Source organism: Nocardioides ultimimeridianus (genome assembly GCF_054777895.1).
Genome location: NZ_BAAHAB010000014.1, coordinates 57,912 through 71,827, shown reverse-complemented (window position 1 = coordinate 71,827; position 13,916 = coordinate 57,912). Strand labels below are relative to the sequence as shown.

At 71.9% G+C, this 13,916-nt stretch carries 12 protein-coding genes; 3 read left to right on the top strand and 9 right to left on the bottom strand.

Features of this window, described 5'->3' with window-relative positions; genetic code table 11:
- Together folP and ACYU8V_RS15230 are read right to left on the bottom strand one after the other, a co-directional pair.
- On the bottom strand, nucleotides 1–777 hold a 777-nt coding region (gene folP, locus ACYU8V_RS15235), incomplete at its 3' end, for a dihydropteroate synthase (protein WP_460848543.1).
- On the bottom strand, nucleotides 774–1,658 hold the full coding sequence (locus tag ACYU8V_RS15230) for a bifunctional methylenetetrahydrofolate dehydrogenase/methenyltetrahydrofolate cyclohydrolase (RefSeq protein ID WP_460848542.1): 885 nt from the start codon (nucleotides 1,656–1,658) through the stop codon (nucleotides 774–776). The genes ACYU8V_RS15230 and folP, both read right to left, overlap by 4 nt.
- Nucleotides 1,659–1,814: 156 nt before the next feature.
- Between ACYU8V_RS15230 and ACYU8V_RS15225 the strand changes: the two genes are divergently transcribed.
- From ACYU8V_RS15225 to ACYU8V_RS15215, 3 genes are all read left to right on the top strand, one after another.
- Nucleotides 1,815–2,627: an IclR family transcriptional regulator gene (locus tag ACYU8V_RS15225; RefSeq protein WP_460848541.1), complete on the top strand. Its 813-nt coding sequence runs from the start codon at nucleotides 1,815–1,817 to the stop codon at nucleotides 2,625–2,627.
- Between the two features lie 172 nt (nucleotides 2,628–2,799).
- Entirely contained in the window at nucleotides 2,800–3,669 is an 870-nt protein-coding gene (gene purU / locus ACYU8V_RS15220; RefSeq protein ID WP_460848540.1) for a formyltetrahydrofolate deformylase, read from the top strand.
- 45 nt (nucleotides 3,670–3,714) lie between these two features.
- Nucleotides 3,715–4,824, top strand: coding sequence for an S-(hydroxymethyl)mycothiol dehydrogenase (locus tag ACYU8V_RS15215; protein ID WP_460848539.1), 1,110 nt, complete (start codon nucleotides 3,715–3,717; stop codon nucleotides 4,822–4,824).
- 62 nt (nucleotides 4,825–4,886) lie between these two features.
- On the opposite strand, the gene ACYU8V_RS15210 is transcribed toward ACYU8V_RS15215, so the two are convergent.
- Genes ACYU8V_RS15210 through fdhA form a run of 7 tightly spaced genes read right to left on the bottom strand, consistent with a single transcriptional unit; the run spans nucleotide 4,887 to nucleotide 13,880 of the window.
- On the bottom strand, nucleotides 4,887–6,257 hold the full coding sequence (locus tag ACYU8V_RS15210; RefSeq protein WP_460848538.1) for an L-serine ammonia-lyase: 1,371 nt from the start codon (nucleotides 6,255–6,257) through the stop codon (nucleotides 4,887–4,889).
- Entirely contained in the window at nucleotides 6,257–6,898 is a 642-nt protein-coding gene (locus ACYU8V_RS15205) for a sarcosine oxidase subunit gamma (RefSeq protein WP_460848536.1), read from the bottom strand. The genes ACYU8V_RS15210 and ACYU8V_RS15205 overlap by 1 nt, the downstream gene beginning before the upstream one ends.
- A gap of 4 nt (nucleotides 6,899–6,902) precedes the next feature.
- Entirely contained in the window at nucleotides 6,903–9,818 is a 2,916-nt protein-coding gene (locus ACYU8V_RS15200) for a sarcosine oxidase subunit alpha family protein (RefSeq protein WP_460848535.1), read from the bottom strand.
- Nucleotides 9,815–10,111, bottom strand: coding sequence for a sarcosine oxidase subunit delta (locus ACYU8V_RS15195; RefSeq protein WP_460848533.1), 297 nt, complete (start codon nucleotides 10,109–10,111; stop codon nucleotides 9,815–9,817). Before ACYU8V_RS15195 ends, ACYU8V_RS15200 begins: the two co-directional genes overlap by 4 nt.
- Before the next feature lie 33 nt (nucleotides 10,112–10,144).
- Nucleotides 10,145–11,362, bottom strand: coding sequence for a sarcosine oxidase subunit beta family protein (locus ACYU8V_RS15190; RefSeq protein WP_460848531.1), 1,218 nt, complete (start codon nucleotides 11,360–11,362; stop codon nucleotides 10,145–10,147).
- Nucleotides 11,362–12,648: a serine hydroxymethyltransferase gene (glyA, locus tag ACYU8V_RS15185; protein WP_460848530.1), complete on the bottom strand. Its 1,287-nt coding sequence runs from the start codon at nucleotides 12,646–12,648 to the stop codon at nucleotides 11,362–11,364. The genes ACYU8V_RS15190 and glyA overlap by 1 nt, the downstream gene beginning before the upstream one ends.
- Before the next feature lie 17 nt (nucleotides 12,649–12,665).
- Complete coding sequence (gene fdhA / locus ACYU8V_RS15180; RefSeq protein WP_460848529.1) at nucleotides 12,666–13,880, bottom strand: formaldehyde dehydrogenase, glutathione-independent; 1,215 nt, start codon at nucleotides 13,878–13,880, stop codon at nucleotides 12,666–12,668.
- Between the last annotated feature and the right edge of the window lie 36 nt (nucleotides 13,881–13,916).

The following is a 13,916-nucleotide window of genomic DNA, read 5'->3' as shown; positions in this document are numbered from 1 at the left end:
GGGCGCCGGGTCGTGCACGCGCACGCCCCACACCCCCTGCGCGGCGTCCAGCGCGGCGACGGCGGCCGAGGCGTCCTCGCGCGCGAGCGGGTCGGCGGGGTCGGCGTACCCGGGCACGACGCAGTCGGCGAGGAACCGCTTGCGCGAGGCACCGATCAGCAGTGGGAGGCCGAGGGACTGCAGCCGCGGCAGCGAGGCCAGCAGCTCCCAGTTGTGGTCGGCGTCCTTGGCGAAGCCGAGGCCCGGGTCGAGCACGATCCGGTCGGTGCGTACGCCGGCGGCGACCGCCGCGTCGACCCGCCGGGCGAGCTCGGTGCGGACGTCCTCGACCACGTCGGCGTACACGGCGAGGTCCTGCATGGCGACCGAGTGCGCGCGCCAGTGCATCAGCACGCACGGCACACCGGCCTCTGCGACGAACGGCAGCATGGCCGGGTCCGCGAGGCCGCCGGAGACGTCGTTGACCAGGACCGCTCCCGCCTCGACCGCGGCGGCGGCGACCCGGGCGCGCATGGTGTCGATGGAGACGGCGATGCCGGCGCTGCTGAGCGCGGCGACGACGGGCACCACCCGGCGCAGCTCCTCGGCCTCGTCGACCCGGGCGGCACCGGGACGCGTCGACTCGCCGCCGACGTCGACGAGGTCGGCGCCCCGCTCGACCAGCCGGCGCCCGCCCGCCACGGCGGCCCCGGGGTCGGCGTACCGGCCGCCGTCGGAGAAGGAGTCCGGGGTGACGTTGAGGATGCCGAGGACCTGGCAGCGGTCGCGCGGGGTCACGACGCGCTCCCGGCGGGCACCGGCCGGTCCGCGACCTGCCGCTCGGCGATCTCGACGATGTTGGTGAGCAGCATGGCGCGGGTCATCGGGCCCACGCCGCCGGTCGCGCCGCTGAGCTTGCCCGCGACCTCGCCGACCTGCGGGTGGACGTCGCCGAGGATGCCCTCGACGGTGCGGGTGACGCCGACTGAGAGCACGGTGGCGCCGGGCATCACCCAGTCCGGCTTGACCAGGTGGGCGACGCCCGCCGCGGCGACGACGACGTCGGAGACGCGGGCGTGGGCCGCGACGTCGAGGGTCGCCTCGTGGCACAGCGTGACGGTGGCGTGCTCGGTGGGCCGGGTGAGCATCAGCCCGAGCGGGCGGCCCACGGTCAGGCCGCAGCCGATGATGCAGAAGCGCTGGCCGGTGATCGGGACGTCGTGCTCGCGCAGCAGCTCGATGATGCCGCGCGGAGTGCACGGCAGCGGGCCGGGGATGCCGAGGACGAGCTTGCCCAGGTTGGCGGGGTGCAGGCCGTCGGCGTCCTTGTCGGGGTCGATCAGCTGCAGCACCCGGTGGGTGTCGATGTGCGGCGGCAGGGGCAGCTGGACGATGAACCCGGTGCAGTCCGGGTCGTCGTTGAGCCGGCGTACCGCCGCCTCGATCTCCTCCTGGCTCGCGGTCGCGGGCAGCTCCACGCGGATCGAGGCGATGCCGACGTCGGAGCAGTCGCGGTGCTTGCCCGCCACGTAGGAGTGGCTGCCCGGGTCGTCGCCGACCAGGATCGTGCCGAGGCCGGGCCGGCTGCCGTGCTCGCCGAGCGCCACCACCCTCGCGGCCAGCTGCTCCTTGAGGGCGGCCGCAACGCGCCGTCCGTCGATCTTCGTCGCGGTGACCACGGGGGCCCTCCTGGGGGTCGTCGCAGGATCGGTGCGAATAACACAACTGGATTCGCTATTCGCAACAGTTTGGAGATGCGTCCGGGATGTGTCAAGGGCCACACGGCAGGGAATGAAAGGACCCACTGCCGACCGAAGCGAGGTTATGGTTGCGCCATGAGCAACGAGACGCGCGAGACGAAGCCCCGCACGCCCCGGGGCAGCGGCGAGGGGTCCGGCGGCGTGCAGTCCGTGGACCGCGCCATCACCGTCCTGGAGATCCTCGCCCGCGAGGGCAGCGCCGGGGTGAGCGAGGTCGCCGCCGAGATCGGGGTGCACAAGTCGACCGCGTTCCGCCTGCTCGCCGCGCTCGAGGAGCGCGATCTGGTCGAGCAGAACATCGACCGCGGCAAGTACGAGCTCGCCTTCGGCATCCTGCGCCTCGCCAGCGCGATCCCCGCCCGCATCGACATGGTGCGCCAGGCCCAGCCGGTCCTGGACGAGCTCGCGCTCCGCATCGACGAGACCATCAACCTCGCCGTCGTGCGGGAGCGGTACGTCGTCAACGTGCAGCAGGCCCGCGGCTCGGCCGCCGTCTCCAGCCACAACTGGGTGGGACAGCTGACCCCGATCCACGCCACCTCGAGCGGCAAGGTGCTGCTGGCCCACATGAGCCCCCCGCAGCGCGACGACGTGCTCGACTCGGCCGACCTGCCGGCATACACCCCGCACACGGTGACCTCCCGCGCCGTCCTGCTTGGGCAGCTGGACCGGATCCGCGCCGAGGACTACGCGGCCACCTTCGAGGAGCTCGAGGTGGGCCTCAACGCCTCGGCGACCTCGGTGCGCGACCACACCGGCGCCGTCGTCGGCGCGCTGAGCGTCTCGGGACCGGCGTTCCGCTTCGACAAGGCCCGCATCGAGGCAGTCGAGGAGGACGTGAAGGCGGCCGCCGCGCAGATCAGCCACCGCCTCGGCTGGCCCGGCTGAGCCGGGCAGGCACCCTCACACACGACCGCGACGGCGGGCCTCGGCCCGCCGTCGCGGTCGTTTTGGCGCTGCGGTGAGAAAGCGCCGCGAAGGCCTTGACCCCGCCGCCCCCGGCGAGGCATTGTGTTGCGCATCACTCAATCAGTTGTGTAATACGCAAAAGGAGAAGCCGATGGCGCCCGACCTTCGCCCCGGCCAGGAGTTCGTCCTGACCCTGACCTGCCCGGAGGCCCCGGGCATCGTCTTCGCCGTCAGCAAGTTCGTCATGGAGCACGGCGGCAACATCAGCGCCAGCCACCAGTTCGACGACCGGTTGACCGACACCTTCTTCATGCGGGTGCAGTTCCGCCTGGCCGGCGGGGGCTCGGTCGACGAGCTGCGCCGCGACTTCCTGCCGATCGCCACGCAGCTCGGCATGGCCTGGCAGCTGCACGACCTGCAGACGCCCACCCGGACGCTGCTGATGGTCTCCAAGTTCGGCCACTGCCTGAACGACCTGCTCTTCCGCACCACGACCGGCGCGCTCAACATCGAGATCCCGCTGATCGTCTCGAACCACCGCGACTTCGAGCGCGAGGCCGACGCGCACGGCATCCCGTTCGTGCACGTCCCCGTCACGCCCGAGACCAAGCCCGAGGCCGAGGCCCGGCTGCTCGAGCTCGTCGACGAGTACGACGTCGACCTGGTCGTCCTCGCGCGCTACATGCAGGTCCTGTCCAACGAGCTGTGCGGCAAGCTCGAGGGCCGCGCCATCAACATCCACCACTCGTTCCTGCCGAGCTTCAAGGGCGCCAAGCCCTACCACCAGGCCCACGCCCGCGGTGTGAAGCTGATCGGGGCCACGGCCCACTACGTCACCTCCGACCTGGACGAGGGCCCGATCATCGAGCAGGACGTCGCACGCGTCGACCACTCGCTGGACCCCGCCGAGATGACCGCGGCCGGCCGCGACGTCGAGGCCCAGGTGCTGGCGCGGGCGATCCGGTGGCACAGTGAGCGGCGGGTGCTTCTCGCCGGGAGCCGGACCGTCGTCTTCCGCTGAGCCACGCACCCCGTCAGGCCAGTCCCCAGCAGCCCGAGGAGAGCCGTGCCCAGCACCGGATCCAGCCGCACATCGAGCACCGTGAAGGGCGTCATCGCCCGCAGCAAGGGAGCACCCGTCGAGGTGGTCGACGTCATCGTGCCGGACCCCGGTCCGGGCGAGGCGGTCGTGAGGATCCAGGCGTGCGGGGTCTGCCACACCGACCTGCACTACCGCGAGGGCGGCATCAACGACGAGTTCCCGTTCCTGCTGGGCCATGAGGCCGCGGGTGTCGTGGAGGCCGTCGGCGAGGGCGTCACCGAGGTGGCGCCGGGCGACTTCGTGGTGCTCAACTGGCGCGCCGTGTGCGGCCAGTGCCGCGCGTGCGCGAAGGGGCGGCCGCAGTACTGCTTCAACACCCACAACGCCACGCAGCGGATGACGCTGACCGACGGCACGGAGCTCTCCCCCGCCCTCGGCATCGGCGCGTTCATCGAGAAGACCCTCGTGGCCGCCGGCCAGTGCACCAAGGTCGACCCGCAGGCGCCCGCCGCCGCGGCGGGCCTGCTCGGCTGCGGGGTGATGGCCGGCTTCGGCGCGGCCGTCAACACCGGCGGCGTCGGCCGCGGCGACTCGATCGCCGTCATCGGCTGCGGCGGCGTCGGGGACGCAGCCATCGCCGGGGCGAAGCTCGCCGGCGCGTCCACGATCATCGCCGTCGACGTGGACGACCGGAAGCTGGAGTGGGCGCGCTCCTTCGGCGCCACGCACACTGTGAACTCCACGACGACCGACCCGGTCGAGGCGATCCGCGAGCTCACCGGCGGCTTCGGCGCCGACGTGGTCGTCGACGCCGTGGGCCGGACCGAGACCTACGAGCAGGCCTTCTACGCCCGCGACCTCGCCGGCACGGTCGTGCTGGTCGGCGTACCCACACCCGACAGGCAGATCACCCTGCCGCTGATCGAGGTCTTCGGCCGGGGCGGGGCCCTCAAGTCGTCCTGGTACGGCGACTGCCTGCCCTCGCGCGACTTCCCGATGCTCGTCGACCTGGCCCGGCAGGGACGCTTCCCGCTGGCCGACTTCATCTCCGAGACCATCGGCATCGAGGACGTCGAGGCGGCCTTCGAGAAGATGCACCGCGGCGAGGTGCTGCGCTCGGTCGTCGAGCTCTGACCCACCGCTCTCGCCCGCGTCGCGGTGTCACCGGAGGACACCGCGACGCGGGCGATGAGCGTTCAGCATTCGATGACGTTGACGGCGAGTCCGCCGCGCGCGGTCTCCTTGTACTTCGTGGACATGTCGCGGCCGGTGTCGCGCATCGTCTTGATGGCCTTGTCCAGGCTGACCTTGTGGCTGCCGTCGCCGTTGATGGCGAGGCGGGCGGCGTTGATGGCCTTGGTCGAGGCGATCGCGTTGCGCTCGATGCAGGGGATCTGGACCAGGCCGCCGATGGGGTCGCAGGTGAGGCCGAGGTTGTGCTCGATGCCGACCTCGGCGGCGTTCTCGACCTGCCCCGGGGTGCCACCCATGACCTCCGCGAGACCGCCGGCGGCCATCGAGCACGCCGAGCCCACCTCGCCCTGGCAGCCGACCTCGGCACCCGAGATGGACGCGTTGGTCTTGAACAGGATCCCGATGGCGGCGGCGGTCAGCAGGAAGCGGACGATGCCGTCGTCGTCGGCGCCGCGCACGAAGCGCACGTAGTAGTGCAGGACGGCGGGGATGATCCCGGCCGCGCCGTTGGTGGGTGCGGTGACGACCCGGCCTCCGGAGGCGTTCTCCTCGTTGACCGAGAGCGCGTAGAGGTTGACCCAGTCCATGACGTGCAGCGGGTCGGCCTCGCCGTTGGCGGTGAGGTCGCGGTACATCTGCGGCGCGCGGCGCGGCACCTTCAGCCCGCCGGGCAGCACGCCCTCGCGACCGAAGCCGCTCTCGACGCAGGCGGCCATGACCGACCACAGGTGCAGCATCCCGGAGCGGACCTCGTCCTCGGTGCGCCAGGCCTGCTCGTTGGCGAGCATCACGTCGCTGATCGAAAGGTGCTCGCGCGCGCAGATCTCCAGCAGCTCCGCGCCGGTGGTGAAGGGGAACTTCACCGGCGTCTCGTCGAGCACGATCCGGTCCGCGCCGGTGGCCTCCTCGTCGACGACGAACCCGCCACCGACCGAGTAGTAGGTGCGGGCGTCGAGCTCGCGGTCGTCCTCGTCGTACGCCGCGAAGGTCATGCCGTTCGGGTGCGCGGGCAGGCTCTTGCGCCGGTGCATGACCAGGTCGGTGTCGACGTCGAAGCGCACCGGGGTGGTGCCGCCGAGCAGCAGGATGCCCTCGTCGCGGATCTGGGCGATGCGGCCCTCCGCGCGGTCGGTGTCGGTCGTGGCGGGGTCCTCCCCCTCCAGCCCCAGCACGACGGCCTTCGGGGAGCCGTGGCCGTGCCCCGTGGCACCGAGCGACCCGAACAGCTCGGCGCGGATCCGGCGTACCTCTCCGAGCCGGCCGGCGTCGGCCAGCGTGTCGACGAAGCGCTTGGCGGCCCGCATCGGGCCCACCGTGTGCGAGGACGAGGGCCCGATGCCGATCGAGTAGAGGTCGAAGGCGGAGAGGGCCATCAGGCCGACCCTGCCACCGCGAAGTCCGAGCCGAACTCCTGCATGGCGTCCAGCAGCCAGGAGGCGACGTACTGGGCGAAGGAGGAGCGCGGCAGCAGCCGGTACGTCGTCGGCCCGACCTGCCACAGCAGGACCGGGACCCGCGCCAGCGTCGTCGCGATCGCCGTGCCCGGGCCGAAGGCCCGCGGGTGCAGGTCGGTCGGGCAGCCCTTCTCCAGGACCGCGCGCGCCGCGGCACCGGACAGCTCGAGGACGGTCCGGTTGGCGGAGACGTCGACGATCGCGGGCGATCCGTCGCCGGCGGCCCTGGCCACCGCGACGAGCTCGGGACGCAGCAGGTCCGCGCTCATCTCGGAGACGACCAGCCACTCGTCGGGGCCCATCCACAGCACGCTGTGCGGGCCGTGCGAGGCGACCTCTCCGCAGCGCGCCGCGAGGGCCGTGCCGAGCACCTCGGCGATCGCGGACGCCGCGGCCGAGCCGGGCTCGACGCGGACGCTGATCATGGTGGTGAACCGCGACTCCGAGACCCGCACGTTGCGCGGACCGGTGATCGACTTGTCCATCATCTCCCGCGCCATGGCGGCCAGCGGGCTGCGCCGCAGCATCGTCAAGCCATTCAAAGCAGTGTTCTCAGCCATCTCACTAGCCATCTCGTCGGGTCCCTTCGGGGTCGTAGAGCACGTGGGAGGTCACCTCGACCTCGACGAGGCGGGAGCCGACGGGAGCCACCAGCACCTCACCGATCCGGTCCGCGCCGCCCTTGATCATGGCCAGGGCGAACGGCCGCTCGAGGGCGTCGCTGAGGTAGCTCGACGTCACGTGGCCCAGCATCGGCACCGGGTCGGGCCCCGCATCGATCTCCACACCGGCCTCGATCACCTGGCTGCCCTCGGGCAGGACCGTGCGGCGGTCGACGGGCAGCAGCCCGACGAGCTGCTTGCGGTCGCTGCGCTGGTTCTCCTCGCGGGCATACGAGCGGCTGCCCACGAAGTCCTTGGTCTTCGAGACCACCCACGACATGCCCAGGTCCTGCGGCGTGACGGTGCCGTCGGTGTCCTGCCCGACGATCGGGAAGCCCTTCTCGGCCCGCAGCACGTGCATCGCCTCGGTGCCGTACGGCGTGATGCCGAGCTCGGCTCCGGCGGCGTACACCTCCTCCCAGACCGCGCGGCCGTACCAGCCGGACACGTTGATCTCGAAGGCCAGCTCACCGGAGAAGGAGATCCGGCAGACCCGGGCGGGGATGCCCGACGCGAGCGTCGTCTCCTGGAAGGTCATGAACGGGAACGCCTCGTTGGAGACGTCGAGGCCGGGGGCGACCTTCGCGATCACCTCGCGCGAGCGCGGGCCGACGACCGCGACGGTGGACCACTGCTCGGTCACCGAGGTGCAGCGCACGTCCAGCTCCGGCCACTCGGTCTGCAGCCACTCCTCCAGCCAGTCCAGGACGCCCGCGGCACCACCGGTGGTGGTGTGCAGGTAGAAGGTGTCCTCGTCCAGGCGCAGCACCACGCCGTCGTCGAGCACCATGCCGTCCGGCTTGCACATCACGCCGTAGCGCGCGGCGCCGATGGCCAGCTTCTTGTAGGCGTTGGTGTAGATCCGGTTCAGGAACTCGCCCGCGTCGGGGCCCTGGACCTCGATCTTGCCCAGCGTGGAGGCGTCCATCATCGCGACGCCGGTGCGGGCCGCGCGGCACTCGCGCAGCACGGCGGTGTCCATGTCCTCGCCGCGCTGCGGGTAGTACCGCGGCCGCAGCCACTGCCCGACGATCTCGAAGACCGCGCCGTGCTCGGCGTGCCAGGAGTGGATCGGGGTGGTGCGCTCGGGGTCGAACAGCTTCCCGCGCTCGCGCCCGGCCAGCGCCGAGAACGAGACCGGGGAGTACGGCGCCCGGTAGGTCGTCGTACCGATCTCGCCGATGCCCTCGGAGCCGCCGAGGGCCGCGGCGATCACGCCGATCGCGTTGACGCCGGAGGTCTTGCCCTGGTCCGCGCCGGTGCTGATCGAGGTGTAGCGCTTGACGTGCTCGACGCTGCGCATGCCGGCACCGACCGAGCGCCACACGTCGGCGACGGTCTGGTCGCGGCCCAGGTCGACGAAGTGCTCGTCCCACTCCCCCGGCTCGCCCTCGGCGCCCGGCACCAGCCACAGCTGGCGGACCTCGCCGACCTCGGTGAGCGCGGCGGTCGCGGGCAGCGCCACCGGCTCGGCCGGGTAGCCCGCCCGCGTGGCCGCCTCGGCGCCGGCCTCGGCGCCCTGCGCCAGGCAGTCGCCGATGAGCACGGTGCCCGCAGCCGAGCCCGCGACCTGCTGGTCGGCGAGCAGCGCGTCGGGGCCGTCGGGCACGAACGCCGCGAGGGCGTCGTCCCACCGCAGCCGGCCCTGGCGCTGGCTGTGCAGGTGCACGACCGGGGTCCAGCCGCCGGAGACCGCGAGCAGGTCGCAGGCCAGGTCCTCCCAGCAGGTGGGGACGTCGTCGTCACCGAGGGTGCCGACGTGGACGGTGCTGATCCGGCCGGTCTCCGGGTCGGCCTCGGTGCCCTGGACGGTGCTGGCGAGCAGCACCCGCACGCCGTGCTCCTCCACGGCCGCGGCGCGGGCGGAGAGGACGTCACGGGCGTCGAGGACGCCGACCACCTCGGCACCCGCGGCGCGCAGGGCGTCGACGGTGTCGTAGGCGCTGTCGTTGGTGGTCGCGACGACGACGCGGTCGCCGGGCAGGACGGCATACCGGTTGACGTAGGTGCGGACGGCGCCGGCGAGCATCACGCCGGGCCGGTCGTTGCCGCCGAAGACCAGGGGGCGCTCGTGGGCGCCGGTGGCGAGCACGACCTGGCGGGCACGGACGTGCCAGACCCGCTGCCGGGAGACCCCGAGCGGCGCCGGGTCCTCGAGGTGGTCGGCGCGGTTCTCGACGGCGAGCACGTAGTTGTCGTCGTAGGAGCCGAACGCGGTGGTGCGCGGCAGCACGGTGACCTCCGGGGCCGCGGCGAGCTCGGCCGTGGCGTCCGCGACCCACTCCAGGGCGGGTACGCCGTCGACGGTCTCGTCACGGCCGCTGAGCAGCGACCCGCCGAGCTCGGACTGCTCGTCGAGCAGCACCACCCGGGCACCGGCGCGGGCGGCCGACAGCGCGGCCGCGATGCCGGCCGGGCCGGCGCCGACGACGAGGACGTCGGTGTGCACGAAGACCTTGTCGTACGTCGTGTCGTCGCCGATCGGGTCGAGGACGCCGAGCCCGGACAGGGTGCTGGCCGAGAAGCCCGGGGTGAGCGGCCGGATCGTCGCGGGCACCATCGGCTCGGGGCAGTCCCCGCCGACCTGCAACAGCGCGTTGGGCTCCTCGACCCCGGCCGCGAGGATGCCACGCGGGCGGCCGCGATAGATCGAGTCGCCGACCCGGATCCGGCCGTTGGCCAGCAGCGCCGAGGCGACGGTGTCACCGGGGTGTCCGACGTACGAGCGGCCGTCGACGGTGAAGCTCAGGACCCGGTCGCGGTCGATCCGGCCGCCCGTGGACAGGCGGCGGGGCTGAGCGTTCGAGGGGGTGCTCATCGGGCTTCTCCTGCGGTCACGATCGCGGGGCGCGGGTCGGAGTTGGTGTAGGTGGCGAGCACCTCGTAGCTGCGGGTGTCGCGCACGACGTTGAACCAGCGGCGGCAGCCGGTGGAGTGCGACCAGCGCTCCGCGAACGGCCCCTTGGGGTTGTCGCGGAAGAAGAGGTACTGCGCCCACTCCTCATCCGACAGCGCGGAGGGGTCCTCGGGGTAGGCCACGTGGGCCTGGCCGCCGTAGTGGTACTCGGTCTCGTCCCGCGGGCCGCACCACGGGCAGGTCAGCTGCAACATCGCTCGGTGCTCCAGATCTCGTGTCGTGTGGTGTCAGTGGGCGACGGCGGCAGCGCCGTGCTCGTCGATGAGGTGGCCGGTCGTGAACCGCTCCAGCCCGAACGGGCGGTTGAGCTCGTGGGGCTGACCGGTCGCCATGGTGTGGGCCATCGCCCAGCCCGCGCCGGGGGTGGCCTTGAAGCCGCCGGTCCCCCAGCCGCAGTTGACGTAGAGGCCCTCGACCGGCGTCGCGCCGATGATCGGCGAGGCGTCCGGGGAGACGTCCACGATGCCGCCCCAGGTCCGCAGCAGGCGGGCCCGGCCGAAGATCGGGAACAGCTCCAGGGCCGCTGCCATCTGGTGCTCGATCACGTGGAAGGAGCCGCGCTGGCCGTAGCCGTTGTAGGCGTCCACGCCCGCGCCCATGACCAGCTCGCCCTTGTGGGCCTGGGAGACGTAGACGTGCACGTGGTTCGACATCACGACCGTGGGGTGCACCGGCTGGTAGAGCTCGGAGACCAGGGCCTGCAGCGGGTGCGACTGCACCGGCAGCCGGAACCCGGCCTTCTCGGCCAGCACGCTGGAGTGCCCGGCGGCGACCAGGCCGACGGTGTCGGACAGGATCCGGCCGCGGTTGGTCTCCACGCCGACGACCCGCTCGCCGTCCTTGAGGAAGCCGGTCACCTCGCAGTTCTGGATGATGTCGACGCCCATCGCGTCGCAGGCCCGGGCGAAGGCCCACGCGACGTGGTCGTGCTTGGCGATGCCGGCGCGGGGCTGGAAGGTCCCGCCCAGCACCGGGTAGCGCACGTCCTGGGACACGTTGACGATCGGGCACACCTTGGCGACCTCGTCGGGCTCCAGCCACTCCGCGTCGACCCGGTTGAGGCGGTTGGCCTCGATCCGGCGGCGCGAGTCACGCACGTCCTGCAGCGTGTGGGCGAGGTTGAGCACGCCGCGCTGGCTGAACAGGAAGTCGTAGTCCAGCTCCGCAGGCAGCAGCTCCCACTGCTTGAGCGCGAACTCGTACATCGCCGCGCTCTCGTCCCACAGGTAGTTGGACCGGATGATCGTGGTGTTGCGGGCCATGTTGCCGCCCGCGAGCCAGCCCTTCTCCAGCACCGCGATGTTGGTGATGCCGTGGTTCTTGGCCAGGTAGTACGCCGTGGCCAGGCCGTGCCCGCCGCCGCCGACCACGATCGCGTCGTACGACGGCTTCGGGTCGGGGTCGCGCCACAGCCAGGCCGGGTGCTCCGGCAGCAGGTCGGCCATCAGTCCTCCAGAACGGTGCTGAGCGAGGGGTAGAGCGGGAAGCGGGCGGCCAGGGTCTCGACGCGACCGCGCAGCTCCTTGAGCTGCACCTCGTCGCCGGAGCCCGCGAGGGTCTCGGCGATCACGTCGGCGACCTCGGCGAACGCCTCGGCGTCGAAGCCGCGGGTCGCCAGGGCCGGCGTACCGATGCGGACGCCGGAGGAGACCATCGGCGGGCGCGGGTCGAAGGGCACCGCGTTGCGGTTGACCGTGATGCCGACCGCGTGCAGCCGGTCCTCGGCCTCCTGGCCGTTGATCTCGGCGTCGCGCAGGTCGACGAGCACCAGGTGCACGTCGGTGCCGCCGGACAGCACGGTGATCCCGGCGGCCGCGACGTCGGACTCCGAGAGCCGGCCGGCGAGGATCTGCGCGCCGTCGAGGGTGCGCTGCTGGCGCTCCTTGAAGGCCGGCTCCAACGCCATCTTGAAGGCCACGGCCTTGGCCGCGATCACGTGCTCCAGCGGACCGCCCTGCTGGCCGGGGAACACCGCGGAGTTGATCTTCTTGGCCAGCTCGGCCTTGGAGAGGATCACGCCACCGCGCGGGCCGCCGAGGGTCTTGTGCGTCGTGGTGGTGACCACGTCCGCGTAGGGCACCGGCGACGGGTGCAGGCCGGCGGCGACCAGGCCGGCGAAGTGGGCCATGTCGACCATCAGGTAGGCACCGACCAGGTCGGCGATCCGGCGGAACTCCGCGAAGTCCAGCTGGCGCGGGTACGCCGACCAGCCGGCCACGATCAGCTTCGGCCTGTGCTCGACGGCCAGGCGCTCGACCTCGGCCATGTCGATCCGGAAGTCGTCCGGCGAGACCTGGTAGGCCACGACGTTGTAGAGCTTGCCGGAGAAGTTGATCCGCATGCCGTGGGTCAGGTGACCGCCGTGCGCGAGGTCGAGGCCGAGGATCGTGTCGCCCGGGTCGAGCAGCGCGAACATCGCGGCCGCGTTGGCCTGGGCGCCGGAGTGCGGCTGCACGTTGGCGGCCTCGGCGCCGAAGAGCTCCTTGATCCGGTCGATCGCGAGCTGCTCGATGACGTCGACGTGCTCGCAGCCGCCGTAGTAGCGACGGCCGGGGTAGCCCTCGGCGTACTTGTTGGTCAGGACCGAGCCCTGCGCCTGCATGACCGCGACCGGAGCGAAGTTCTCCGAGGCGATCATCTCCAGCGTGGACTGCTGGCGGTCCAGCTCGTTGGCGATCTGCTCGGCGACCTCGGGGTCGAAGTCGGCGAGGGTGCGGTCGAGGGAAGACATCGGGTCACTCATCCTGGTCAGGCCCGGACCATGCCGTGCGGGTCGATGACGAACTTCTGGGCCGCGCCCTTGTCGAACGCGGCGTAGCCCTGGGCGGCCTCGTCGAGGCTGATCGTGGTGGCGTTGACGGCCTTCGCGATGTGCGCCTTGTCCGCCAGGATCAGGTTCATCAGCTGGCGGTTGTACCTCTTGACCGGGCACTGGCCGGTGACGAGCGTGTGCGACTTCGCCCACCCGAGGCCGAGACGTACGCCGATCTGGCCGATCTTCGCGGCCTCGTCGACCGCACCCGGGTCGCCGGTGACGTACAGGCCGGGGATGCCGAGCGAGGCGCCGGCACGGGCGATGCTCATGACGTCGTTGAGGACCGTGGCGGGCGCCTCGGCGGCACCGGCGCCGTGGCCGCGGGCCTCGAAGCCGACCGCGTCGATGGCCGCGTCGACCTCGGGCTCGCCGAGGATGTCGGCCACGATGTCGGCCAGCGAGTCGCCCTTCGACAGGTCGGCGACGTCGCAGCCGAAGCTGGCGGCCTGGGCGAGGCGGTCGGCGTTCATGTCGCCGACGATCACGCGCGAGGCGCCGAGCAGCTGGGCGGAGTAGGCGGCCGCGAGACCGACCGGGCCGGCGCCGGCGACGTACACGGTCGAGCCGGTGGTCACGCCCGCGGTGTAGGCACCGTGGTAGCCGGTCGGGAAGATGTCGGAGAGCATCGTCAGGTCGAGGATCTTCTCCAGCGCCTGGTCGCGGTCGGGGAAGCGCAGCAGGTTGAAGTCGGCGTACGGGATCATCACGTACTCCGCCTGGCCGCCGACCCAGCCGCCCATGTCGACGTAGCCGTACGCCGCACCGGCGCGCGCCGGGTTCACGTTGAGGCAGATGCCGGTCTTGCCCTCGTTGCACATCCGGCAGCGGCCGCAGGCGATGTTGAACGGCACCGAGCAGATGTCGCCGACGTTGTGGAACAGGACGTCGTCGCCGATCTCGACGATCTCGCCGGTGATCTCGTGGCCCAGCGACTGGCCGATCGGCGCCGTCGTACGACCGCGGACCATGTGCTGGTCGCTCCCGCAGATGTTCGTCGTGACCAGCTTGAGGATCACGGCGTGCGGGGCGGCCTGCTTGATGCCGAGGCCCTGCGCGACCTCGCGCGGGATCTCCAGCTTCGGGAACTCGATGTTCTCGACCGCGACCTGGCCAGGTCCCGCGTAGACGACGACTCTGTTGTCAGCCATGGGGTGACTCCGTTCTTGCCTTGGTTCTTGCTTGGG